This window comes from Micromonospora sp. M61, assembly GCF_018070245.1.
Classification (GTDB): domain Bacteria; phylum Actinomycetota; class Actinomycetes; order Mycobacteriales; family Micromonosporaceae; genus Micromonospora; species Micromonospora zamorensis.
Genome location: NZ_JAGPYA010000020.1, coordinates 86466 through 110110 on the forward strand (window position 1 = coordinate 86466; position 23645 = coordinate 110110).

The following is a 23645-nucleotide window of genomic DNA, read 5'->3' on the forward strand; positions in this document are numbered from 1 at the left end:
TGCCCCGGTCCGGGGCGTTGGTCGGGCACCACAACTCCATGATCGGCACGACCGGGGTCGGGTCAGACCCCGGCCGGGTACGTTTCCATCTCGCCGGGGGCGGCCGGGACCGGCAGCGGGTGCAGGGCCGTCGTCTCGTCACACCAGATGAAGGCGTCGTACCGGTCGCCGAGCCGCGTCGGCACGTAGTTGCCCCAGGACTCGAAGGACGGGTCGTAGACGACCCCGATCGCCCGGTGGTCGACGGTCTCGGTGACCCAGCCCGGCTGGTCGTCGCCGCCGAAGATCAGGACCGCCCGCTCCGGCATCAGCTCGTGCAACCGCCGCTCGACCGACCCTTCCCGCGCCGGAGGCACCACCATCGCCTCGGCGGGCGAGCCCCAGCGGGGAGCGGCGATCACCGTGCCCCGGTAGCTACCGAAGCCGATCAGGGCCACCGCGTCGTCGCCGTGCCGTTCCCGGGCCAACTGACCGATGTTGACCATCCCGTCGGCGGCCATGTCGGTGGCCCGGGCATCCCCGACGTGCGTGTTGTGGGCCCAGACGATCCCCCGGGCGTCCGGCCCGTACCGTTCCAGCAGCCGGTCCAGAGTGTCCTGCATGTGGGTGTCGCGGATGTTCCACGAGTCCGGCCCGCCGGCCACCATCGCGCGGTAGTACCGCTCCGCGCCGGCCACCACCTCCGCGTTCTGCCAGGCCGAGAAGCGATCCGGACCGTCGGAGAGGGCGTGTTCGCGGGTGCGGGCGAGCAGCCGGACCACCTCCTCCTCGCAACGGGCGGAGACGAACCTGCTGGCCGCGCCGTACTCCTCGACCCTCTTGCCGTACGGCTCGAAGCAGCGGTAGGCGTCCTGCGCCGCCTCCAGCGACGTCGGGTCCTCCTCCCCCAGGTAGTCGAAGATCGCCTGCATCGACTCCCAGAGGCTGTACACGTCGAGCCCGTGGAACCCGGCCCGTTGATCCTCCGGCCGCTCCACGTTCCAGGCCCGCAGCCAACTGGCGAACCGGGCCACCTCGGCGTTGGCCCACATCCAGGTCGGCCACCGCTCGAACTGCTCCAGGGCGAACTGCGGTTCGAGTGCGCCACCCGGCGAGGCCGTCACCGAGCGGTGCACCCGGTCACAGTCCGGCCAGTCACCCTCCACGGCCACGAAGGAGAACCCGCACTCCGCGATCAACCGGCGGGTGAGCTGCTCACGCAACCGGTAGTAGTCGTAACTGCCGTGGGTGGACTCTCCGATCATCACCACCCGGGCGTCGCGAACGCGCTCCAGCAACGGGTCGAAGTCGCTCGGCGCGCCGAGCCGCTGAACCAGCATGCCAGCGGCTACCCGGCCGCCGCTGCGGCAAACCGTGGGCGCGCCGCGGCCCGACACGCCGGCCGCCGGGCCGCCGGGGGTGCCGACCGAGGCGGTGTACGGCCACCGCGAGCGGGTAGCCGGCCGACATGACCGTCACCGGCGTTCAGTTGCAGGAGTACCTGGCCGGGCTCGACTACCCGGTCTCCCGGGAGGATCTGGTCCGCTGGGGCCAGGAGAACGGGGCCAGCACGGCGATGTTGCAGATGTTGCAGGCGTTGCCGGCGGATCAGTTCGACTCACCGGACGAGCTGAGCGCCGCGCTGACCACCCTCTCCTGAGCTGTCCTCCGGCGCCTCGACCCTCGGGTTACGCGAGGGCGACGGTGCGCGATTCGGCGCGGGCGGTTTCGGCGGCGGCGAGGATGCCGACGACGTCACGGCCGAAGCGGACGTCGCAACGGTGGTCGCGGGTGCCGGCCCGCACCTGCTCGACCAGCTGGTCGATCGCGACGCCGAACGCGGTGGCGGCATCGTTCTCGCCGAACGGGACGTTCTCGATGCCGTTCTCGCCGTAGAACACGAACTCCCGGGCCATCGACTCGGTCGGGGCATCCAGGGAGAGCGAGGCGCTGCTGGTGGCACCGCCCTCGTGGGTGAGCAGCAGGTGCACCATGCCGCTCGGCCCGTCCATCGCCGCCACCTGGGTCACCCGACCCAGCACGGGCAGGAGGATGGAGAGCGCGTGCGGGGCGATGTCCCAGAGCGCGCCGTGCTCCCGGCGCCACAACGAGCCGCCGTACGGGCTGCCGTCCTGGAAGATCGAGGCGAAGGCGGTGGTCTGGCCGTGCTGCCACCCCCCGGCGGCAGCGGTGGCGGCGAGGAACGCCGTCACGTTCGGCTGGAACCGCTGGGTGAAGAAGACGATCGAGGCGACCCCGGACTCCTCGGCGGCGGCGACCACCCGGTCGGCGTCGGCCACGCTGAGCGCCAGCGGCTTGTCCAGCAGTAGGTGCCGTCCGGCGGAGGCGGCCCGGACCGCGATATCGGCCTGGACGTCCGGCGGCAGCGCGACGGCGACCGCCTCGCACTGCTCGATCAGGGCGTCGACGTCGGCGTAGGCCGGCACCCCGTACCGCTCGGCCAGCGCGGAGGCCCGCTCCGGGTTACGCCCCCACACTCCGACCAACTCCGCGTCCGGGTGTGCGTGCAACGCCTTCCCGTGCGTCTCGATCGCCCAGTGACCGGTGCCGAACAAACCGAACCGCAGCACGTGTACCTCCGCTGTTTCCCCACCCCGCGACAACGCCACGGACGCGATTCACGCTAGTCGCCCCACCAGGGGCATTGGCGGCGGGTCGACCAACCGGAGCAGCTCACATGCTGTGCCACTGAGCGTGGCCGGGGTCCGGGCGTGGCCGGGACCCGGTCGACGCCGGGACCCGGTCGACGCCTGTCGAGCTGCCCCACCCGTGGGGCGGAGCTTGGGCTTGGGCTTGGGCTTGGGCCTGGGCCTGGGCCTGGGCCTGAGCTTGAGCCCGGGCGGGACGTCGGGACGGGCCGCCGGACGCGTGCTCGACTCGCATTTCTTGATTCCGGGGCATCCGGAGGCTCGCGACACCCCGCTTTACAGAAAGCCGAGTCGATCATTGAGTCTCCCGCCGCACCCCACGCGCGGGGGTGACCCCCGACCACGACAGCCGACCCCGCCGCGCCCCACTCACGGGGCAGCTCTACAGCGAGCGGCGGACACCCTGCCGTCCGCCCGCGGTCGGCGGCGGCGGCGAGGGCGAGGGCGAGGCAGGGTCATCCCGTTACTACGACGGTTAGTAGGCTGTGCCGGTGACCGAGGCAACGACCGGGCGGGTCCGGTGACCAGCGTGAGCGCCGACTCACCGGTGGACGGGATCGTCGCGACCGTGTCGATCGTGCTGTCGCTGCTCGTCGCGGCGTGGGCGCTGGTGGGGGCGGTTCGCCAACGGCCGCCGGACCGGGCGCAGTTCGTCGGTCTGGCCGTACTCGAAGTGGCGTTGCTCGTCTTGGGCGTGCTGGCGCTCGTCGCGGTCGGCGGCGGGGATCGGCCCGGCGAGCCCGGCGCCTTCTTCGGTTACCTGGTCACGCTGGTCTGCCTGCCGCCGCTGGCGTGGGTGCTGGCCCGGATGGAGCCGACCCGATGGGGCTCGGCGATCGTGTGCGCGGTCTGCCTGGTGACCCCGGTGGTGGTGGTCCGGTTGCAGCAGACCTGGGAGGTGCTCGGTGGTTGAGACACAACCGGTCCGGCGTCGCACGAACACCGGGCCTGGTCGGCTGCTGATCGCGGTCTACCTGCTCTTCGCGATCGCGGCGACCAGTCGAGCCGGCCTCCAGATCGCCACCAAGTTCGACGAGGCGCCGGTGGCGTACCTGCTGTCCGCGCTGGCCGCGCTCATCTACATCGTGGCCGCGGTGGGGCTCGCCCGTGCCGGGCACACCGGGCGACGGGTCGCGCTGGCATGCTGCTCGGTGGAACTGGTCGGGGTGGTCGCGGTCGGCATCCTCAGCCTGGCCGACAAGGATCTCTTCCCGGACGAGACGGTCTGGTCGCAGTTCGGCAGCGGGTACGGCTACATCCCGCTGGTGCTGCCGGTGCTCGGCCTGATCTGGCTCTGGCGCACCCGCCGCGACCCCGCCTGACCCGGCGACGAGGGCGTCCCCTGCGCGAAGGAACGCCCTCGTCGGGAGAACCTGTCAGTCCCGTGGGCCGCCGGCGACGTAGATGACCTGGCCGGAGACGAAACCGGCACCCTCGCTCGCCAGGAACGAGATGGTGTGCGCGACGTCCTCCGGCCGCCCCGGCCGACGGACCGGGATCTCGGCCGCGGCGTGCTTCTGGAAGTCCTCGAAGTCGACCTTCATGCGGGCGGCGGTGGCAGCGGTCATGTCGGTGACGATGAAGCCGGGGGCGACCGCGTTGACGGTCACACCGAACGGCCCCAGCTCGATGGCGAGCGTCTTGGTGAAGCCCTGGAGGCCGGCCTTGGCGGCGGCGTAGTTCGCCTGACCTCGGTTGCCCAGCGCGGAGGTGCTGGAGAGGTTGACGATCCGCCCCCACTTGCGGTCCACCATGTGCTTCTGCGCGGCCTGGCTGAACAGGAACGCACCGCGCAGGTGCACGCCCATCACCGTGTCCCAGTCGGCGTTGGTCATCTTGAACAGCAGGTTGTCGCGCAGCACGCCAGCGTTGTTGACCAGGACGGTGGGCGCGCCCAGCTCGGCGGCGACACGGGCCACCGCCGCCTCAACCTGATCACGGTCGGAGACGTCGGCGCCCACACCGAGCGCCCGGCCGCCGTCGGCGGCGATGGCGTCCACCGTCTTCTTGGTGGCCGACTCCTCGATGTCGATCACGGCGACGGCCATCCCGTCGGCGGCCAGCCGCCGGGCGGTGGCCGCACCGATACCGCGTGCGGCTCCGGTGACGATGGCGACGCGGGGCTCCTCCGACATGATTACCTCCCAGTAACGTGCGGTCGATCGGAGGAGCTTAACGTCAACAGGCCGACCCTCGGCATAGGCGAATCCACCGGTATCCGTACCCGGAGACCTTCACCGCGCCGAGCTTGCCCAGCTCCCCGTAACCGCGGTCGGTGAGCACGTCGATCGGGAGGTCGGCCTCCGGCTCCAGGCTGCTCAGGTCCACCTCGATGTCGTCGGTGCCGAGGTTGTGCACGAAGACCATGGTCCCGGTCGGCCCGTCCGCCCGGTGCGCGAGCACTCCGGCCGGCATCGCCACGTCGATATGGGTGGTGGAGCCGGAGCCGATCTCCGGAGCCTCCCGCAGCGTACGGATCATGCGCTCGAACCAGGCGAGCAGCGACTTGGCGTCGCTCCGCTGGGCGGTGACGTTGATGTTCTGGTAGCCGAACTCACCCTTGTCGATCACCGGGCGGACCAGCTTCTCCGGGTCCGCCGTGGAGAAGCCGGCGTTCGGCTGGAACGACCACTGCATTGGGGTACGGATCGCCTCCCGGCCGGGCAGCGACAGGTCCTCGCCCATCCCGATCTCCTCGCCGTAGCGCAGCACCGGCGTGCCGCGCATGGAGAACTGGAGCGCGTACGCCAGTTCGAGGCGACGACGGTCGTTGCCGAGCATCGGGGCGAGCCGGCGACGGATGCCCCGGTCGTAGATGCGCATGTTCTCGTCCGGGCCGAACTGCTCGTACACCTGGTTGCGTTGTTCGGTGGTCAGCCGGGACAGGTCGATCTCGTCGTGGTTACGCAGGAAGGTGGCCCACTGCCCGCCGACCGGCAGCTTCGGGGTGTCGTGCAACGCGTCGATCAGCGGCTCCGGGTCCTGCCGGGCCAGGGCGAGCATGAGACGACCGTTGAGCATGAAGTCGAAGAGCATGTGGATCCGGTTGCCGGAGCCGCTGCCGTCGCCGAAGAACGTCGGCAGCTCGTCGGGCTCGACGTTCGCCTCGGCCAGCAGGACGGCGTCGCCGCGGCGCCACTGCACGTGCTGGCGCATCTCGGTGAGGAACTCGAAGTCCTTCGGCGAGTTCGGGTTGCCCGGCTCGGTCAGCTCGATGATGAACGGCACCGCGTCCATCCGGAAGCCGGAGACGCCGAGCTGGAGCCAGAACGACATGATCTTTTTGACCTCGGCCCGGACCTCCGGGTTGGCGAAGTTGAGGTCCGGCTGGAACTTGTAGAACCGGTGGTAGAACCAGGCCTTGGCGGTGCGGTCGTAGCTCCAGGTCTCCTTCTGCTCGCCGGGGAAGACCATGCCCTGGTGCCGGTCGTCCGGCTCGGTGTCGGACCAGACGAACCAGTCCCGGTACGGCGAGTCCGGCGAGGAGCGGGCGGACTGGAACCACGGGTGCTCGTCGGAGGTGTGGTTCACCACCAGGTCGATGATCACGCGGATGCCGCGGTTCTGTGCCTGGTGCAGCAGCTCGGCGAAGTCGCCCAGCGTGCCGAAGCGCGGGTCGACGTTGTAGAAGTCGGTGACGTCGTAGCCGTCGTCACGGTTGGGCGACGGGTGGATCGGGTGCAGCCACAGGCAGGTCACCCCGAGACGGGCCAGGTAGTCCAGCCTCCCGATCAGCCCACGAATGTCACCGACGCCGTCGCCGTTGGAGTCGGCGTACGTGTCGATGTCGAGGCAGTAGACGACGGCTTCGGAATACCAACGGTCACCCATGCCGGAGGAACATCTCCGTTCGATCACCGCGGCAAACCAGCCCGGCGGGCCGCACCTCGTGGTGGGCTACCGTGCCGGTCATGGAGATCGACCTCGTACCGCCGAGCGAACCGATGGACTGGTCCCGGGGCAGCTGGCTGCACCCGCCGGTACGCGTCGAGGAGGGCCCGGCCGGTGAGCTGGTCGTCGAGCCGGCCGCGGAGAGCGACTTCTGGCGGCGGACCAGCTACGGCTTCGTCCACGACGACGGCCCGGCCCTGCTGGCACCGCTGCCCGTCGGCGCGGCCATGGAGGTGAGCTTCCGGCTCGACTTCTCGGCGCAGTTCGACCAGGCCGGTGTGCTCGTCCGCGTCGACGAACGGACGTGGACCAAGGCCGGTGTCGAGATGAGCGACGGCGAGTCGCAGCTCGGCGCGGTGGTGACCCGGGAGTTCTCCGACTGGTCGGTGGCGCCGGTGCCGCAGTGGGCGGGCCGTGAGGTGACTGTGCGGGCCAGTCGGGCCGGCGACGCGCTGACCGTACGCGCCCGGGTCGACGAGGAGCCGTGGCGACTGGTCCGGCTCACCCCGCTGGACCCAGCGGCCGAGGCGCTGGCCGGGCCGTTCTGCTGCGCGCCGTCCCGCGCCGGCCTGACCGTGGTGTTCACCGGGTGGCGGCAGGGGCCGGCGGACACCGCGCTGCACCCGGAGCACTGAGCGCAGGTGTAGCGGGGGCCCTGCTGGGTATGACCCTCCGATCCCCCGAAGCCGACCGGAAGGACGACCATGGCGTACGCCCAGAGTGGCGACCCGTCCGAGTTCACCGGGCTGACCGGTTGGGTGGCCTCGGTGATCGAGGCGATGGGCCCGGTGGGCGTGGCGCTGCTGGTGGCGTTGGAGAGCATCGTCCCGCCGATTCCCAGCGAGATCGTGTTGGCGCTCGCCGGTTTCCTGGCCCACGAGGGCCAGTTCAACGTCTTCCTCGTGGTGCTGGCCGCGACGGTCGGCTCCCTGGTCGGCGCGTTGGTGCTCTACTGGCTCGGCGCGGCGCTCGGCGAGGAACGGCTGAAGCGTTGGCTGGACCGCATCCCGTTGGTGGACCGCGACGACCTGGAGAAGGCCGACCGCTGGTTCGAGCGGCACGGCCGGTGGGCGGTGCTGATCGGCCGGGTGGTGCCGGTGGTCCGCAGCCTGGTCTCCGTGCCGGCCGGGGCCAACCGGATGCCGCTGGGCGAGTTCATCCTGCTCACCACCATCGGCAGCGGGGTGTGGAACGGTCTCATCGTCGGGGCCGGGTACGCGCTCGGGAGCCGTTGGCAGAACGTCGAGCGCTACAGCGACTGGTTCAACTACGCGATCGTCGCGGTCTTCGTCGTCATGGTGGTGATGTGGGTGATCCGTAAGGTCCGCCGCCGCCGGGAGCGCGACGACCGGCGGTCGGTGACCGCCGGTCGTTGATCCGCGTTATCGCTTACCGCCGGCGTCCTGGCCGGACGCCGGCGAGCATGGTCAGGGCAGGGTGTCCAGGTGCGGCCCCACCGCGTTGGCGAAGCCGTTGCCGTTGCTGGCGTCCCAGTTCACCGACCAGGTCATCGCGCCGCGAATGCCGGGGTAGGTGCGCGGCGGCCGGAAGCTGCCGCAGTTGGTGCCCCGGGCCAGGCAGTCCAGGGCGGCGTTGACCACGCTGGGCGCGACGATGCCGCCGCCGGCCGCCCCCGGCCCCGCCGGCAGACCGAGACCGACCTGGTCGGGGCGCAGCCCGGCTTCCAACTGGATGCAGGCCAGCGCGACGATGAAGTTCACGGTGCCCTGCCCGTAGGCGGCATTCTGGTCGCAGCCGAGCATCGCCCCCGAGTTGTAGAACTGGGTGTTGACGACGGTGAGGATGTCCTTGATGTCGAGCGCCAGCTTGAAGTAGCCGCCGGCCGGGTTCTGCATGTCGATGGTCTGCGGTGCCATCGCGATGATCAGGCTCGACCCGACCTTGGCCCGCAGCGCGCGCAGCGCCTGCGCCATGTACGTCGGGTTGAGTCCGTTCTCCAGGTCGATGTCGATCCCGTCGAAGCCGTAGCGGGCGATCAGCGCGGCGGCCGTGTCGGCGAACGCGGTGGCCGAGGCCGCGTTGTTGACGGTGACCCGGCCGGTCTCGCCGCCGACCGAGAGGATCACCCGCTTGCCCCGGCTGTGCAGGGTGCGCACGTCGGCGGTGAAGTCCGCTTCGGTGTAGCCGCCGAGCGCGGCGGCCAGGCCGGGGTCGATGCCGAAGGTGAGCGCGCCGGGCGTCGCGGTTGCCTCGGCGAAGGCGACCGCGACCAGGTCGTACTCGTTGGGGACGTCGCGCAGCCGCAGCTCGACGGCGGGGTTGTCGAAGTTGTGCCAGTAACCGGTGAGCAGGTGCTTCGGCAGGTCACCGGTGGGCGGGTCGGTCGGCGGCGGGGTCGTCGGGGGCGGCGTGGTGGGCGGTGGGGTGGTGGGCGGCGGCGTGGTGGGCGGGGTGCCGCCACCGCAGGCCGCGCCGTTGAGCTGGCAGCCGCTCGGCGAGCCGGAACCGCTGGCCAGGAAGCCGAAGGAGACCGAGGCGCCCGGGGCGATGGTGCCGTTCCAGGACCGGTTGGTGAAGGTGTGCCGCTGGCCAGCGGAGGTGAGCAACGCGTCCCAGTAGCTGCCGAGGGTGGTGCCGGACGGCAGGTCGAAGGCGAGGCTCCAGCCGTTGATCGTCGAGCTGCCGCCGTTGGTGATGGTGTACTTCCCCTCCCAGCCGGAGCCCCAGTCGGCGGTCTTGACGAAGCTGGCGGTCGGTCCGGCGGCGAACGCCGGCAGCGCCACCCCGGCCGCGCCGAGCGTCGCGGCGAGCGCGGTGACCAGGGACAGGACTAGGGATCTGGCAGGCTTCATGCGACCCTCCGCGCCCGGCAACGGGCATCCATGGACGTCAACGTCACCGCTAATTATTAAGACAGTTAACTGTTTCTGTCCAGGGCCTGCGACGGTGGGACCGCCTGGGGTCGGCGCAGCACCGCCTGCTCGGCCGCCGACCACACACTCGTGGTGACCAGGTAGATCACCGCGGCGAGCGGCAGCACCAGCGCCACCAGCACCGTCGTGAACGGCAGCAGGGGCAGCAGCCGCCCGAGCACGGCCGCCCCCGGCCCCTCGGTGGGCGTACCGGCCACCGTCCCGACCGCCGCCGACGCCCGACGGGCCCGCCGCGACGACCACCACGCGACCGCCAGCAGCACCGCCAGCAGGACGGCGAAGAGCGGGCCGGCCGCCCCGCCCAACCCGTCGCTGAGATGGTGACCCAGCGGCACCCCGGCGAGCCGCTCGTCGAGCAGCCCGGTGCCACCCTCGCTCGTGGTGAACAGCCGGTACAGGACCAGCAGGAAGGGAGCCTGGAGCAGCAACGGCAGGCAGCCGGCGATCGGGTTCGCCCCAGCCTCCCGGTACAACGCGAACACCTCGCGCTGAAGGGCCGCCGGGTCGTCCGCGTACCGCTGCTGTAGATCACGCACCTGTGGGGCGAGCGCCGCGCGGCGCCGCTCGCCGCGGACCTGCGCGACGGTGAGCGGCGAGATCAGCAGTCGGACGGCGACGGTGAAGAGCACGATGGCGGCGGCGGTCGCCATCCCGCCGGCCAGTGGTTCGAGCAGGTCGGTGAGCCAGGACAGTGCCGTGCCGGCAGCGCCGACGACGTCGTGCAGTGGTGCGAAGGCAAGCATGGAAAACCCCTCGGTCCGATTCCGGTGGGGCCCTCCCCCGGGCGGTGTCCGCTCGACAGGGGGACCGGTGACGGCGGGATCGGCCGCGCGGCGGCGTGGCGCTACGCGGCCGAGGGGTGCCCGGGAGCGCGGGGACGAGGTCGGCCGGCGGCGTCCGGGTCGATCTGCCGGGGCACCCGTCGACCACGGGAACGGGCCCGCAACCCGGCCCACCGGGGGCCGGCGCCAGGCGTACCCGCGCGGTCGTGCACCCGAGCCGCCAGCACCACGGCGAGCAGCACCAAGGCGGTCAGCGCGGCGCCTGCGAGCAGGTCGGCCGGCCGGCCCGCGAGCAGGGTGAGCTGGGCGAACGCGTACAGCCACGCGAACCCGACGAAACCCAGCGGCACCGGCACGGGCTCAGCATAGGACCCGGTGTCACGCCGTCCGGGCAAATCGCGACCCCCGGGTGCCGGCACGCCGAGGACGACGCGCCACCGCCACGTTTCCGGGCATCGCCACGTTGGGTAACCAGACGACGGACCGACGCGGATGGGCCGCGCTTCGGCAGAAACGGGCGGTGGTGTCGATGACCGGTCAGGTGGCGGAGGCGCTCAGCGAAGAGGCTGCGGCGACCGGATTGCTCACCGTGGGTGTCGAGGAGGAGTTCCTGCTCGTCGACCCGCACACCGGAGCTGCGGTCCCGGCCGTCGATCTGGTCATGGAACAGGTGCCGGCCGAGCTGCGCGGGCAGGTGGAACGGGAGTTCCAGACCAGTCAGATCGAGATCGGCAGCCCGCCCGGCCTGGAGCTCTCGTCGATCCGGCACTCCCTCGGCGTGTTGCGTCGGGCGCTCGCCGAAGCCGCCGAGCGGGCCGGAGTGACCCTGCTCGCCATCGGCACCGGCCCGGTGGACGGCCCGGTGCCGCCGGTGGTGGACAAGCCCCGCTTCGACCGGATGATCGAGCGGTTCCGACTGCTCGTCCCCGGCCCCGGCAACAACGGCATGCACGTGCACGTGGGCGTGCCCGACCCGGACACCGGCGTGCAGGTGCTCAACCACGTACGACCGTGGCTGCCGATGCTGCACGCGATCACCACCAACTCCCCGTTCGCCCGCGGCGAGGACACCGGCTACGCCAGCTGGCGATCCGTGGAGTGGGAGCGCTGGCCGTCGGTCGCGCCGACGCCGTTTCTGGAGTCGCACGAGCACTACCAGCGGCTGATCCGCCAGTTGATCTCCAGTGGGGTGATGCTCGACGAGGGGATGCTCTACTGGTATGCCCGGCTGTCGGCGAAGTACCCGACGGTGGAGCTGCGGATCGGCGACGTCTGCCCGTCGGTGGACGAGGCGGTGCTGGTCGCCGCGCTGGTCCGGGCCCTGGTGGCCACCGCCATGGCGGATGTCGAGGCCGGCCGCCCGGCGTTGCAGACCGACCACCACCTGCTGGTGGGCGCCCACTGGCGAGCGGCCCACGACGGCCTGGAAGGCGAGGCCGTCGACGTCACCACCGGCGAGCTGCGCCCGGCCTGGGAGCTGTTGGACCGGTTCGTCGAGCGGATGCGACCCGCGCTGGAGCAGCACGGCGACTGGGCCGAGGTGACCGATCTGCTGGGTGGGCTGCGCCGGCACGGCACCGGGGCCGCACGGCAACGCGCGGTGTACGAGCGCACCGGACGACTCATCGACGTGGTGCAGGACGTCGCACGGCAGACCCGTGGCTGAACACCGTCGTGACAGGATGAGCCTGTGGCGCAACGCCTGATTGTCATCGGCGGGGACGCCGCCGGAATGTCGGCGGCGTCCCAGGCCCGACGCCGCCGCGACCGCGACGACCTGGAGATCGTGGTCTTCGAGCGGGGCCATTTCACCTCCTACTCGGCGTGCGGCATCCCGTACTGGATCAGTGGCCTGGTGCCGGGCCCGGACGCGTTGATCGCCCGGGATCCGCAGACGTTCCGCACCGAGTACGCGATGGACGTCCGGATGCGCCACGAGGTCACGGCCATCGACCTGGAACGCCGCGAGGTGGTGGCACGGGATCTGGAGGGCGGCGGAGAGGTCCGCGAGCGCTTCGACGACCTGATGTACGCCACCGGCGCGGTGCCGGTCAAGCCGCCGTGGGCGGCCACCGACGCGGGTGGTGTGTTCGGCATGCAGACCCTCGACGACGGGGCGGCACTGCGCGAGTGGTTGGACGCCGAGCCGAAGCCGCGCCGAGCCGTGGTGGTCGGCGGCGGCTACATCGGCGTCGAGATCGCCGAGGCGCTGATCCAGCGCGGCCTCTCGGTGACCCTTGTCGAGGCGGGCGACCAGCCGATGGCGACGGTGGACGCCGACATGGGCGAGTTGGTGGCCGAGGCCATGCGCGGCCTCGGCATCACAATCCGGACCGGCCTGCCGGTGACCGGCCTGGAGCAGCGGGACGGCCGGGTGTCCGCGGTGGTCACGGCCGAGGGGCCGATGCCGACCGACGTCGTGGTCCTGGGCCTCGGCGTACGCCCCAACGCCGCGCTCGCCGAGGCTGCCGGGCTGCCGATCGGGCCGACCGGTGGGGTCCGGGTGGACCGCCGGATGCGCGTGCCGGGGCTGCTCGGGATCTGGGCGGCCGGTGACTGCGTGGAGACCCTGCACCGGGTCAGCGGAATGCCGGTGCACGTGCCATTGGGCACGCACGCCAACAAGCAGGGCCGGGTGGCGGGGATCAACATCGGCGGCGGGTACGCCACGTTCGCCGGCGTGATCGGCACGGCGGTGACCAAGGTCTGTGACCTGGAGGTGGGTCGGACGGGTCTGCGCGAGGGCGAGGCCAGGACGGCCGGCTTCGACTTCGTCTCGGTGATCGCCGAGTCGACCAACCGGGCCGGCTACTACCCCGGTTCCCGGCCGATGACGGTGAAGCTGCTCGCCGAGCGTCCCAGCGGCCGGTTGCTCGGCGCGCAGATCGTCGGCTGGTCCGAGGCGGCCAAACGGATCGACACGCTGGCCGTGGCACTCTGGAACGGCATGACGGTGGACGATATGACGTCACTGGACCTGGGCTACGCTCCGCCGTACGCGCCGGTGTGGGACCCGGTGCTCATCGCCGCCCGAAAAGCGGTCGATGCGCTCGCCGCGCTCGCCCGCTGACCCGCGTCCGCCGTGGAGGACCACCCCGTGACCCAGACCCCGACCCGGCCGACAGCGCGTCGACGCCCCACGATGGTCGACGTGGCCCGGCGCGCCGACGTCAGCCTGAAGACGGTCTCCCGGGTGGTCAACGACGAGCCGGTGGGGCAGGAACTGGTCAACCGGGTGCTGGCCGCCATCGCCGAGCTGGGCTTCCGGCGCAACGACATCGCCCGCAACCTGCGCTCCCGGCAGCTCAACGCCACCGTCGGGTTGCTCATCGAGGAGATCGCCAACCCGTTCTACGCGACCATCGCCAGCGTCGCCGCCGAGATCGCCGCCGCCCACGGCACCATGCTGATCACCGCCTCGTCAGAGGAGGACCCGGAGCGGGAACGCGCCCTGCTCCAGGACTTCACCCAGCGCCGGGTCGACGGGCTGCTGGTGGTGCCGGCGGGCCTCGACCACTCGTTCCTGCGTCGTGAGGTCGAGCTGGGGATGCCGGTGGTGTTCCTGGACCGGCCGCCGCAGGGGCTGCACGCCGACGCCGTGCTGTTGGACAACCGGGGCGGCAGCCATGCCGGGGTGGGCGCGCTGCTCGACGCGGGGCATCGCCGGGTGGGCCTCCTGCTGGGCGCGCCGAGCGTGCCCACGATGCGCGAGCGGCTGGTCGGGGCGCGCGCGGCGCTGGAGGCGGCCGGGGTCGAGCCGGACGAGTCGCTGGTCCGCGAGAGGCTCATCGCTCCCGAGGAGGCCGGCCGGGCGGTCGCCGCGCTGCTCGACCTGGCGGACCCGCCCACCGCGTTCTTCTGCGCCAACAACCGGCTCACCGTCGGCGCGCTCCAGGAGCTGCACCGCCGCGGCAGTGACGCCGCGCTGGTCGGTTTCGACGACTTCGAACTGGCGCACCTGATGCCCCGGCCGCTGACCGTCGTCGGGTACGACACCCGGGAGCTGGCGAGGGTAGCCACCGAGCGACTGTTCCAGCGCATCGCCGGCGACGACTCCGCACCGACGACCACAGTGCTCCCCACGAGGCTCCTACCCCGCGGCCTGACCCGCCCCTGACCCCTCCCTGACCCCTTCCTCGCGGGTCGATCATGGAGTTGTGGTGCCGGGCATATGCCGCGAAGTGCGCTCAAACGCCCACCCACAAGCCCATGATCGACCGGGTGAGGGGTTCTAGCTCGCGGCGGTTAGCAGGGTTTCGACCTCGGTGCGGCTGGGTGGGTCTGCGCCTCGGCGTCCGCAGGTCAGCGCGGCGACCGTGGCGGCCTGCCGGAGCACCGCAGCCCACTGCGGCGCGGTCACCGCGGTGAGCCGGTCGGCCGGCCGGTCGCCGAGTGCGTCGAGGTCGGCCAGCGCGGCGAGCAGACCGCCGGTGAACGAGTCGCCGGCGCCTACCGTGTCGACCACCGTGGTGCGTACCGCCGGTTGTTCGTGCAGCGTGCCGTCCGGGGCGAGCAGCCAGGCGCCCTCACCGCCCCGGGTCACGACCGCACAGCACACCCCGGCCGCATGCCACTCCGCCATCACGTCGGCCACCGACCGGTCCGGGTAGAGCCAGGCCAGGTCCTCGTCGCTGGCCTTGACCAGGTGCGCGAGGGGCACCTGCCGGCGTACCCGCTCCTGCTCGGCGGCCCGGTCCGTGACGATGCTCGGACGCAGGTTGAGGTCGATCGAGAGGGTGAGCGCGTCCCGGTGACGTTCGGAGGCGAGCAGGTCCTCCAGCACCTGCGCCCCGGGGGCCAGCGCGAGCGCGAGCGACCCGGTGTGCAGGGCGGTCGCCGGGGAACCGGCCAGCTCGGGCAGCTCCTGCGGCGTCCACTGCCAGTCCGCCGCGCCGGCCAGCCGGAACTCGTAACTGGCCTGCCCGCTGGCGTCCAATGTGGCCACCGCCACCGACGTGGGCTCCTCGGCGCGGACCGCCCACCCCAGGTCCACCCGGTTGGCCCGCAGGTGCTCGGCGACCTGCCGGCCGTACTCGTCGGTGCCGAGCCGGGCCAGCAGTCGTACCGGCTGGTCGAGGCGAGCCAGGGTGACCGCCACGTTCGCTGGGGAGCCCCCTGGCACGGCCCGCTGGCCGTCGGCGGTGACCACCAGGTCGATCAGTGCCTCACCCGCGACCACGATCACGCGCCCACCTCGCCCGGTGCGAGCGGGCCGGCGCCGCCGAGCCCGTCGGCCGCGCGGGACAGCAGCACCGCCTGGTACGCGTGGTAGACGTCCGGCCGGCCGTGCCAGACCGTGTCGGAGGGCAGGTTCTGTGCATCCAGCTCGTGCCGCCACCCGGTGCCGTCGATCAGGGTGCGCCGGGCGTACGCCCAGAAGACCCGGTACCAGTCGGCGTAGACCGCGTCCCCGGTGCGCCGGTGCAGGGTGATGGCCGCGCCGACCGCCTCGGCGAGGACCCAGTGCATCCGGGAGCGGACCACCGGTTGGTCATCCCAGTCGATCGTGTAGACGAAGCCGTCGGCGCCGTCGACCGCCCAGCCCCGCCGTACGGAGGCGGCGAACAGGGCACGGGCGTCGGCGAGCAGCCACCGAGGAGGCTGCGGAAGGACAGCCTCCAGCTCGAGCAGCAGCCGGGCCCATTCCAGCCAGTGGCCGATGGTGGAGCCGTACGGGCGGAACTGGTCCGCGGGCTGGTCCCGGTTGTAGTCGGGCAGCGGCGTCCAGTCGGCGGTGAAGTGCTCGGGCAGCCGCCAGTCGTGCCGGGCGGCCTCGCCGTGCACCAGGTGGGAGGCGATCCGCAGGGCCCGCTCGGCCCAGCTCGCGTCGCCGGTGGCGGCGGTGGCGGCGAGGAACGCCTCGACCATGTGCATGCTGCTGTTGGCGCCGCGGTAGTCCTCGGTGACCGTCCAGTCCCGGTTCCACGATTCGCGGACCGCGCCGGCGTCGTCGTCCCAGAACCGGTCCCGCACCACGCTCAGCACGTCGGCGAGCAACCGCTCCGCGCCCGGCCGGCCGGCCCGCGCGGCGCTGGACGCGGCGAGCAGCACGAACGCGTGGTCGTAGCCGGCCTTCCGATCGTCTACGGGTGCCCCCTGCTGGTCCACCGCGCTGAACCAACCGCCGTACCGATCGTCGCGCAGCAGGGTGCTGAGCGCGGCGATCCCGTGGTCGACGAGGGCGGCGGCGTCCGGGTCGCCGTGGCGGTGGGCGAGGGCGGCCACGTGGGTCATCCGGCAGGTGATCCAGGTGAACACCGGCTCTCCGCGGTCCGGGGTGCGGTCGTCGGTGAGCCACCAGAAGCCGCCCTCGGGCCGAACCGACCGGCCGGCCGTGTCGAGCAGTGTGCGGGCCTGATCGGCGAGGAACTCCTCCAGATCGGGCAGGTCGGGTGACCCGGCGGGAGCGGGGGTCTTTGCGGCGTCGGATCGGGGCACGTCGGTCATCTCAGCTGGTCACCGTCGGGTAGGAAAGGGACATACGGCCAGGATCGGCGGGCGGACCGGGTCCGCGCCGGAAAACCGCCAACGGGACGCCCCGAGCTGCGGGTGCGATCGGGAGTGATCATGCGTACGATTCCCCCCTTTTGCCCGTTGACATCGTTGTCACCTGTCAACCCTGCTCCGGTGATCGGTCGACTGTCAATTCCGGTTGCGTCACACCGCTCCGGGCCGGATCTGGTCAGTAATAGTCGTCGATCGGCTGGCGCGCCTCGTCGAAGAGCGCCGGCCCCTCGTACCGAACCGGAGGCAGCGGCGGTGTGGCGGGCTTGACCTCCTCGAACTGCTCGCTGGACAGCGCGTACACCACGCGTCCGAGGCCGGAGCGGTCGATGGCGGTCGCGCACATCGGGCAGGGCTGGCAACTGGTGAACATGGTGGTGCCGGCAGCCTTCTCGGCGGGAAGCTCCCGAGCCGCCCAGCGGGCCAGCTTCAACTCCGGATGAGCGGTGATGTCCGCCTCGGAGACCACTGTGTTGTGGTCCTCGATCAGGACGACGCCCTCGGCATCGACCAGCAACGAGCCGAACGGCCGTTCGCCGGAAGCCCCCGCATGACTGGCGAGTTCCACGGCGCGGCGGAGAAACTTTTCGTCATCGGGTGTCATCGGCCCTCCTGGGATCTGTGATGTGCGGCCACGGCCGCCAGTGTCCGCCAGGCACGCTCGGGCTGGCGGATCTCGGTCAGGTCGCCGTTGAACGGGTCGAGCACCACCGCCTCGGCGCCGAGCAGTCGGATCTGGTCGATGTCGGCGGTGATCTGGTCGATGGTGCCGACACCGGCGAGCCGGTCCGGGGCGGTGACCGGCTCCCGGGTCTCCTGGAGTGCGATGCGCGGCACCAACGCGGGCACCGGGCGGCCCAGGTCAGCGGCGATGGTCTTCAGTCGTGCGGCGGCCTCGGCCAGCCGTCCGGGCGCCACCCGCAGCGGGTGCCACGCATCACCGAGCAGGACCGCGCGGCGCATGCCGGCTTCGCTGTTGCCACCGACCCAGATCGGGATCGCTCCCGAGTCGTAGTCGTCGGTGTTCTGCCAGGCGTCGCGCATGGCCCGCAGGTGGTCGTCGGTCAGCGAGCCGCGCCGCTGGAACGGCACGCCGAGCGCCTCGAACTCCTGCCGGGCCCAGCCGACGCCGACCCCGAGGACGAGCCGGCCGCCACTGAGCCGGTTGAGGTTCGCCGCCATCCGGGCCATGAGCAGCGGGTGCCGGTACGGGACGATGAGCACAGTGGTGCCCAACCGGACCCGGGAGGTCACCCCGGCCAGCCAGGACAGCGTGGTGAACGGCTCGTAGAACGGCGCCGGGTACTGCTCGGCCACGTCCGGGGTCACCACGATGTGATCGGAGACCATCAGCAGATCGAAGCCGAGACCCTCGACCGTCTGCGCCCACCGACGCAGCACGTCGGGGTCGGTGCCCGGGGCGAAGTTCGGTACGTTCACGCCGATCTGCACGGCCCTACGCTAGCCACTGTGGACCCGGCATGGGAACAGGCCACCAACGCAGCGGTGGACGGCCCAGGATGGTCGGATGGATCTCCCCGAGGGCCTCGACTGGGTCCGTACGACACCGGCGGGCCGGACCTGGCTCGGCACCCTCCCGACGTGGCTGGCGGAGTGCACCGAGCGGTGGTCGCTGCGACTCGGCCCGCCCTTCCGCTACGCCTACGCATCCCTGGCACTGCCCGCGGACCTGCCCGACGGCACGGCGGCGGTGCTCAAGCTCCAGTACCCGGACGAGGACAGCCGGCACGAGGCCGACGCCCTGGCCCAGTGGAACGGCGACGGGGCGATCCGGCTGCTCGCCCATGATCCGGAACGACGCGCCCTGCTGGTGGAACGCTGCCAGCCCGGCACTCCGCTGCACGAGCTTCCGATGGACCGCGCGCTGGACGCGGTGACCGCCCTGCTGCCCCGGCTGTGGCGACCGGCTGGCGAGCCGTTCACCCCGTTGGCCGAGGAGGCCGCCGGCTGGATGGACCGGATGCCTGACAACTGGGAACGGGCCGGCCGGCCGTACGAGCGACGGCTGCTCGACGCGGCACTCGACCTGCTCACCGGGCTGGTGTCGAGTCAGCGCGAGCAGGTGCTGGTCAACCAGGACCTGCACGCCGGCAACGTGCTCGCCGCCGACCGGGAACCATGGCTGGCGATCGACCCGAAGCCGCTGACCGGCGAGCGGGAATTCTCGGTCGTGCCGATGGTGCGCGGTCGGGAGTTGGGTCACTCGCCAACGGCCGTCCGGCACCGGCTGGACCGGCTCACCGCCGAGCTGGGGCTGGACCGCGAGCGGGCCCGGGGCTGGACGATCGGGCACACGTTGGCCTGGAGCATCGACGGTGCGGTCGTCTTTCCGCACCAGGTCGAGGTGGTCTGCTGGCTGCTCGACGCCGGCTGAGGTCCGGCAGCGCCGCGAGTCGCCCGAAGGGCGGGGCGGTGCATGCGTCGGGGCGGGCGGCTCAGACGGCCTGGCAGGTCCGGCACCAGTACAGGTTGCGGCCGGCCAGCTCGCCGCGGCTGACTTCGGTGCCGCAGACGTGGCAGGGCGCGCCGGGGCGGCGGTAGACGTACACCTCGCCACCGTGCCGGTCCACCCGCGCCGGCCGGCCCATCGCCTCGGGCAGGTGCGCGTCACGCACGGTGTCGATGCGGCCGTGCTCGACCGCGAGTCGCATCAGCCCGACCAGGTCGGCCCAGAGCGCGTCCCAGTTGGCCCGCGTGAGCGCTCGGCCGGGCATCGTCGGCGGCAGGCCAGCCCGGAACAACGCCTCGGTCACGAAGATCAGCCCGGTGCCGGCCACCACCGACTGGTCCAGCAGCAGCGCGGCGAGGGGCGTGGGGCTGCGCGAGATCCGGGCGTACGCCCGCTCCGGGTCGGCGTCGGCGCGCAGCGGGTCCGGTCCGAGGCGGTCCCGCAGTGCGGCCACCTCGGGTGGGGTGATCAGCTCGCAGGCCGTGGGTCCGCGCAGGTCGAGCCAGTGCCGGTCGCTGGCGAGTCGCAGCCGCACCTGACCGACCGGCTCCGGCGGCTCCCCCGGGCCGTCGGTGAACTTGCCGTACAGCCCGAGGTGTACGTGCAGGGTCAGCTCACCGGCGTAGTGGTGCAGCAGGTGCTTGCCGTACGCCTCGGTGCTCTCCAGCACCGCCCCGGTGAGCCGGGCGGCGCCGTCGGCGAAGCGGCCCTGCGGGCTCGCGACATGCAGCTTGTCCCCGGCGAACAGCTCGGCGTGTCGAGCCGCCAGGCGATGGATCGTGTGTCCCTCTGGCACGGGTGCCAAGGATAGCCAGCCGCGCTGGCACGGCGATTGACTCGCGTTTCTGAAAACCGGGGTATCGAGGCGCGCAGGACACCGCGACCTCCAGGAAACCGAGCCGATCAAGGGCGGCCGGGGGCGGCATGCCCAGTCGATCAAGGCCGAGGGTCGAGCCCGTACCCAGGATTGGTGTCAGGAAACGCCCAGGTGGGTATTCGAGGGTCGACACCGCGTGGGTGCCACCCTTTTCGTCGGCCACCACGCATTCATCAGGAGGTGTGTAGTGGTCAGGATTCCTTCGCTGTCCCGCCGGTCCGAGCCGGCACCGACGCGGGACGAGAACCTCGACGGTCGCATCGACGACCGGGACACCCCGGTCGCCAGCGGCCGGGACAGCGCAACCCAGACCGACGTGGACCAGCCCGGGGACGGCGAGCGCAGTCGCCCGGTGGTCACCGATCGGGACGCAGATCAGACGACGTACCGCAGCGCCGCCGCAACCGACGGCCAGGCCGGCGACCAGCCCGGCGAGGCCGAGCGGCGGGCCTCCGAGCGGGCCGCGGTCGCCCGCGCCGCCACCGCCCGACCCGCGGAGAGCGCAGCTGCCACCGCCCGTCCGGTGGAGACGGAGCCGCGCAGCGGCGCCGCCAGCCCGGTCGTGACCGAGCCCCGGCCCGGCACCGACCCGACCACGGGGCGCACGGCCGACCGGGACGCCGACCTCGACGGCACGACCCGGCGACCCGACACGACGGACCGGGTCACCACCGACCGCCCGGTCGACCCGACCCCGGACACAACCGCGCCCGAGCCGCCGGTGACGCGCGGCCCGAAGCCGCGGGCCAGCCTGCTCGCCACCCTCGGCCTGATCGTCGCCGTGGCCGGTGCGATGTTCGTGCTGACCGGCACCCTGGCCGGGTACGGCATCGGGCTCGGCGCATTCGGCGCGGTGCTCTCGGTGCTCGGCCTGATGGCCACCCGCCGCCGGCACGTCGCCGGCAAGACCGACGCGCTCTTCGGCGTGCTGATCGGGCTGGCCGCCGTGGTGATCGGGGTGCTGGCGATGACCGGCCAGTTCGACTGGCCGACCACCGACGGCGACTGGGTGCAGCGCTTCCGTGAGTGGCTTGACTCACAGTTTGTCGATCGTTTCTAGCGGGCACTGTTCCGCTCGCCGGTGATGCACCGGCGAAAAGCCGGCGGTTCGCCGGCAGCCCGAACACTCCGGTGGTTCACCGGCCGGGCGACACCCTTTCAGGGGCGGCGGTTCGCCGCCCCTGAAGTGTTTCCGGGGTCAGGCACGCCTGACACAACGAATCGCTCCTGGCAGTCGCTCAGACGCAACGAATGTTCGGTCCGCGCAACTCTCAGTGGTGGATCCTGCCGCTGACGCCGCATACCGTTGAGCAACGGCGCCAGCCCGTGGGCCACGGTGGCCGGGCGCGCCCGACCCCTGGGAGCAGGACAATGACGATGGACGCCACCAGCCAGCGCCTGTTGATGTGCCGGCCGACGTACTTCGCCGTCGATTACGCGATCAACCCCTGGATGGACCCGACCGCGCCGGTCGACGCCGCGCTGGCCGTCCGGCAGTGGGAGCAGCTGCGCCAGACGTACCGCGACCTGGGCCACACCGTCGAGGAGATCACTCCGGTGCCCGGCCTGCCCGACATGGTCTTCGCCGCCAACGGTGGCACCGTGATCGACGGCAAGGCGATGGCCGTGCAGTTCCGCGACCCGCAGCGGGCCGACGAGGCACCGGCGTACCGCGCCTGGTTCGAGGACGCGGGCTTCGAGATGTACGACCCGAAGCACGTCAACGAGGGCGAGGGCGACGTCCTGCTGGCCGGCGACCACCTGCTGGCCGGCACCGGCTTCCGCACGGCGCACGCCTCGCACGCCCAGTTGCAGGAGGTCTTCGGCTACCCGGTGATCACCATGCAGCTGGTCGACCCGCGCTTCTACCACCTGGACACCGCGCTGACCGTGCTCGACGAGCGGACCGTGGCGTACCTGCCCGAGGCGTTCTCCCCCGGCAGCCAGGCCGTGCTGCGCCGGCTCTTCCCCGACGCGGTGCACGCCACCATGGCCGACGCCGAGGTGCTGGGCCTGAACGCGGTGAGCGACGGCCGGCACGTGGTGCTGCCCGCGCAGGCCACCGACCTGGCCGCCAAGCTGCGCGACCGGGGCTACGAAACCATCGGGGTCGACCTGTCCGAGCTACGTAAGGCCGGCGGCGGACCGAAGTGCTGCACGCTGCGACTCCGTCAGGGAAAGGCAAGCAAGTGATCGTGGATGACAAGCTGCGTACGCCGGGCGCGGTCCGGGACGCCGAGCGCTGGACGGCGCACAACTACCACCCGCTGCCGGTGGTGATCTCGTCCGCGGAGGGTGCCTGGCTCACCGACGTGGACGGCCGGCGTTACCTGGACTGCCTGGCCGGCTACTCGGCGCTGAACTTCGGCCACCGGCACCCACAGCTGATCGCCGCCGCGCACGCACAACTGGACCGGCTCACGCTGACCAGCCGCGCGTTCATCCACGACCAGTTCGCCGACTTCTGCCGGGAGCTGGCCGAGCTGTGCGGCAAGGACCTGGTGCTGCCGATGAACACCGGCGCCGAGGCGGTCGAGACCGGGATCAAGGTGGCCCGCAAGTGGGGCTACCAGGTCAAGGGCGTGCCCGCCGGGCAGGCCAACATCGTGGTCGCCGAGGGCAACTTCCACGGCCGGACCACCACCATCGTGAGCTTCTCCACCGACGAGGACGCCCGCGCCGACTTCGGGCCGTACACCCCGGGGTTCACTGTCGTGCCCTACGGCGACCTGGACGCGCTGACCGCCGCGATCGACGAGAACACCGTTGCCGTGCTGCTGGAGCCGATCCAGGGCGAGCAGGGCGTGGTCGTGCCGCCGGAGGGCTACCTGCCGGGCGTACGCCAGGTCTGCACCGAGCGCAACGTGCTCTTCATCGCGGACGAGATCCAGTCGGGTCTGGGGCGTACCGGCAAGACCTTCGCCTGTGACCACGAGGGCGTCGTGCCGGACATGTATCTGCTCGGCAAGGCGCTCGGTGGCGGCATCGTGCCGGTCTCCGCGGTGGCCGCGAACGCCGACGTGCTGGGCGTGCTCAAGCCCGGCCAGCACGGCTCCACCTTCGGCGGCAACCCGCTCGCCTGCGCGGTCGCCATCGAGGTGGTGCGGCTGCTCGCCACCGGCGAGTTCCAGCGCCGCTCCGCGGAGCTGGGTGAACGGCTGCGGGCCGGCCTGGAGGGTCTGGTCGGCAAGGGTCTGGTCGGGGTACGCGTCCGCGGTCTGTGGGCCGGTCTGGACATCGACCCGGCGCTGATGACCGGCCGGGAGGCCTGTGAGCGGCTCGCCGCGCGCGGTGTGCTCGCCAAGGACACCCACGGCTCCACCATCCGGCTCGCCCCGCCACTGGTGATCACCGAGGACGAGATCGACCTGGCGGTGGCCCATCTGGCCGAGGTGCTGGCCAGCTGACCGACCCCCGCTGGTCAAGATCTGCGCAACTACAGGGAAAGTGCTCCCGTGCTCAGCCGGTGGAAGCAATCTGGCTGGTCAGCAGCTCGGCGAAGACTTCTTTGGGTTTCTTGTAGCCGAGGATACGGCGGGGTCGGTTGTTGAGTCGGTCGGCGATGGCGTTGAGGTGGTC

Annotated in this window: 24 protein-coding genes; 12 read left to right on the plus strand and 12 right to left on the minus strand. The window is 71.8% G+C overall.

Features of this window, described 5'->3' with window-relative positions; translation table 11 throughout:
• Positions 1-62 precede the first annotated feature (62 nt).
• Positions 63-1319: an erythromycin esterase family protein gene (locus KBX34_RS14145; RefSeq protein ID WP_210925326.1), complete on the minus strand. Its 1257-nt coding sequence runs from the start codon at positions 1317-1319 to the stop codon at positions 63-65.
• A 128-nt stretch (positions 1320-1447) separates the two neighbouring features.
• Between KBX34_RS14145 and KBX34_RS14150 the strand changes: the two genes are divergently transcribed.
• On the plus strand, positions 1448-1639 hold the full coding sequence (locus tag KBX34_RS14150) for a DUF2795 domain-containing protein (protein WP_088949951.1): 192 nt from the start codon (positions 1448-1450) through the stop codon (positions 1637-1639).
• Between the two features lie 28 nt (positions 1640-1667).
• Here KBX34_RS14150 and KBX34_RS14155 read toward each other — a convergent pair whose 3' ends face one another.
• Positions 1668-2570 (minus strand): Gfo/Idh/MocA family protein, encoded by a 903-nt coding sequence (locus KBX34_RS14155; RefSeq protein ID WP_210925327.1) that lies wholly within the window; start codon positions 2568-2570, stop codon positions 1668-1670.
• Positions 2571-3168: 598 nt separating this feature from the next.
• On the opposite strand from KBX34_RS14155, the gene KBX34_RS14160 reads away from it, so the two are divergent.
• Positions 3169-3561 carry a hypothetical protein gene (locus KBX34_RS14160; protein WP_141910966.1) on the plus strand — a complete coding sequence of 131 codons (393 nt, stop codon included), beginning with the start codon at positions 3169-3171 and terminating at the stop codon, positions 3559-3561.
• Complete coding sequence (locus KBX34_RS14165) at positions 3554-3970, plus strand: hypothetical protein (protein ID WP_210925328.1); 417 nt, start codon at positions 3554-3556, stop codon at positions 3968-3970. The genes KBX34_RS14160 and KBX34_RS14165 overlap by 8 nt, the downstream gene beginning before the upstream one ends.
• A 54-nt stretch (positions 3971-4024) precedes the next feature.
• Here KBX34_RS14165 and fabG read toward each other — a convergent pair whose 3' ends face one another.
• The gene (gene fabG / locus KBX34_RS14170; protein WP_210925329.1) at positions 4025-4783 is read right to left on the minus strand and encodes a 3-oxoacyl-ACP reductase FabG; all 759 of its coding nucleotides are present in this window, start codon (positions 4781-4783) and stop codon (positions 4025-4027) included.
• Between the two features lie 43 nt (positions 4784-4826).
• A complete protein-coding gene (locus KBX34_RS14175; protein ID WP_210925330.1) occupies positions 4827-6479 on the minus strand; it encodes an alpha-amylase family protein in 1653 nt (550 codons plus the stop codon).
• Positions 6480-6559: 80 nt separating this feature from the next.
• Between KBX34_RS14175 and KBX34_RS14180 the strand changes: the two genes are divergently transcribed.
• Both KBX34_RS14180 and KBX34_RS14185 read left to right on the plus strand, forming a co-directional pair.
• The gene (locus tag KBX34_RS14180; RefSeq protein ID WP_210795200.1) at positions 6560-7174 is read left to right on the plus strand and encodes a DUF1349 domain-containing protein; all 615 of its coding nucleotides are present in this window, start codon (positions 6560-6562) and stop codon (positions 7172-7174) included.
• A 69-nt stretch (positions 7175-7243) separates the two neighbouring features.
• On the plus strand, positions 7244-7915 hold the full coding sequence (locus tag KBX34_RS14185) for a DedA family protein (protein WP_088949957.1): 672 nt from the start codon (positions 7244-7246) through the stop codon (positions 7913-7915).
• Positions 7916-7966: 51 nt separating this feature from the next.
• Here the strand turns inward: KBX34_RS14185 and KBX34_RS14190 are convergent, their stop codons facing one another.
• The 3 genes from KBX34_RS14190 to KBX34_RS14200 form a co-directional block, all read right to left on the minus strand.
• A complete protein-coding gene (locus tag KBX34_RS14190) occupies positions 7967-9352 on the minus strand; it encodes a chitinase (protein WP_210925332.1) in 1386 nt (461 codons plus the stop codon).
• A 65-nt stretch (positions 9353-9417) separates the two neighbouring features.
• Positions 9418-10176, minus strand: coding sequence for a YidC/Oxa1 family membrane protein insertase (locus KBX34_RS14195; protein WP_210794392.1), 759 nt, complete (start codon positions 10174-10176; stop codon positions 9418-9420).
• 101 nt (positions 10177-10277) lie between these two features.
• Positions 10278-10571, minus strand: a complete 294-nt coding sequence (locus KBX34_RS14200; protein WP_231927131.1) for a DUF6412 domain-containing protein — start codon at positions 10569-10571, stop codon at positions 10278-10280.
• Between the two features lie 173 nt (positions 10572-10744).
• Between KBX34_RS14200 and KBX34_RS14205 the strand changes: the two genes are divergently transcribed.
• The 3 genes from KBX34_RS14205 to KBX34_RS14215 are packed head-to-tail and all read left to right on the plus strand — an operon-like array spanning position 10745 to position 14332.
• On the plus strand, positions 10745-11881 hold the full coding sequence (locus KBX34_RS14205; RefSeq protein WP_210925334.1) for a glutamate--cysteine ligase: 1137 nt from the start codon (positions 10745-10747) through the stop codon (positions 11879-11881).
• 24 nt (positions 11882-11905) lie between these two features.
• Positions 11906-13285: an FAD-dependent oxidoreductase gene (locus KBX34_RS14210; protein ID WP_210925336.1), complete on the plus strand. Its 1380-nt coding sequence runs from the start codon at positions 11906-11908 to the stop codon at positions 13283-13285.
• A gap of 27 nt (positions 13286-13312) precedes the next feature.
• Positions 13313-14332, plus strand: coding sequence for a LacI family DNA-binding transcriptional regulator (locus tag KBX34_RS14215; RefSeq protein WP_370453044.1), 1020 nt, complete (start codon positions 13313-13315; stop codon positions 14330-14332).
• Between the two features lie 114 nt (positions 14333-14446).
• On the opposite strand, the gene KBX34_RS14220 is transcribed toward KBX34_RS14215, so the two are convergent.
• The 4 genes from KBX34_RS14220 to KBX34_RS14235 form a co-directional block, all read right to left on the minus strand.
• Positions 14447-15400, minus strand: coding sequence for a carbohydrate kinase (locus tag KBX34_RS14220; protein ID WP_210925338.1), 954 nt, complete (start codon positions 15398-15400; stop codon positions 14447-14449).
• Positions 15397-16662: an AGE family epimerase/isomerase gene (locus KBX34_RS14225; RefSeq protein WP_210925340.1), complete on the minus strand. Its 1266-nt coding sequence runs from the start codon at positions 16660-16662 to the stop codon at positions 15397-15399. The genes KBX34_RS14220 and KBX34_RS14225 overlap by 4 nt, the downstream gene beginning before the upstream one ends.
• Before the next feature lie 235 nt (positions 16663-16897).
• Positions 16898-17323 (minus strand): nucleoside deaminase, encoded by a 426-nt coding sequence (locus tag KBX34_RS14230; protein ID WP_210794397.1) that lies wholly within the window; start codon positions 17321-17323, stop codon positions 16898-16900.
• Positions 17320-18171, minus strand: a complete 852-nt coding sequence (locus KBX34_RS14235; RefSeq protein ID WP_210925342.1) for a TIGR03619 family F420-dependent LLM class oxidoreductase — start codon at positions 18169-18171, stop codon at positions 17320-17322. The genes KBX34_RS14230 and KBX34_RS14235 overlap by 4 nt, the downstream gene beginning before the upstream one ends.
• Positions 18172-18247: 76 nt before the next feature.
• Here KBX34_RS14235 and KBX34_RS14240 point away from each other — a divergent pair, with 76 nt between their 5' ends.
• Positions 18248-19114: an aminoglycoside phosphotransferase family protein gene (locus tag KBX34_RS14240; RefSeq protein ID WP_210925343.1), complete on the plus strand. Its 867-nt coding sequence runs from the start codon at positions 18248-18250 to the stop codon at positions 19112-19114.
• 61 nt (positions 19115-19175) lie between these two features.
• Here the strand turns inward: KBX34_RS14240 and KBX34_RS14245 are convergent, their stop codons facing one another.
• Entirely contained in the window at positions 19176-19985 is an 810-nt protein-coding gene (locus KBX34_RS14245; RefSeq protein WP_210925344.1) for an Fpg/Nei family DNA glycosylase, read from the minus strand.
• A 268-nt stretch (positions 19986-20253) separates the two neighbouring features.
• Between KBX34_RS14245 and KBX34_RS14250 the strand changes: the two genes are divergently transcribed.
• The 3 genes from KBX34_RS14250 to rocD all read left to right on the plus strand — a co-directional run bounded on the left by KBX34_RS14250 (position 20254) and on the right by rocD (position 23473).
• Positions 20254-21126: a thrombospondin gene (locus tag KBX34_RS14250; RefSeq protein WP_307871395.1), complete on the plus strand. Its 873-nt coding sequence runs from the start codon at positions 20254-20256 to the stop codon at positions 21124-21126.
• Positions 21127-21443: 317 nt separating this feature from the next.
• Entirely contained in the window at positions 21444-22259 is an 816-nt protein-coding gene (gene ddaH, locus KBX34_RS14255) for a dimethylargininase (RefSeq protein ID WP_172862232.1), read from the plus strand.
• A complete protein-coding gene (gene rocD, locus KBX34_RS14260) occupies positions 22259-23473 on the plus strand; it encodes an ornithine--oxo-acid transaminase (protein WP_210925347.1) in 1215 nt (404 codons plus the stop codon). Before ddaH ends, rocD begins: the two co-directional genes overlap by 1 nt.
• Positions 23474-23645 lie beyond the last annotated feature (172 nt).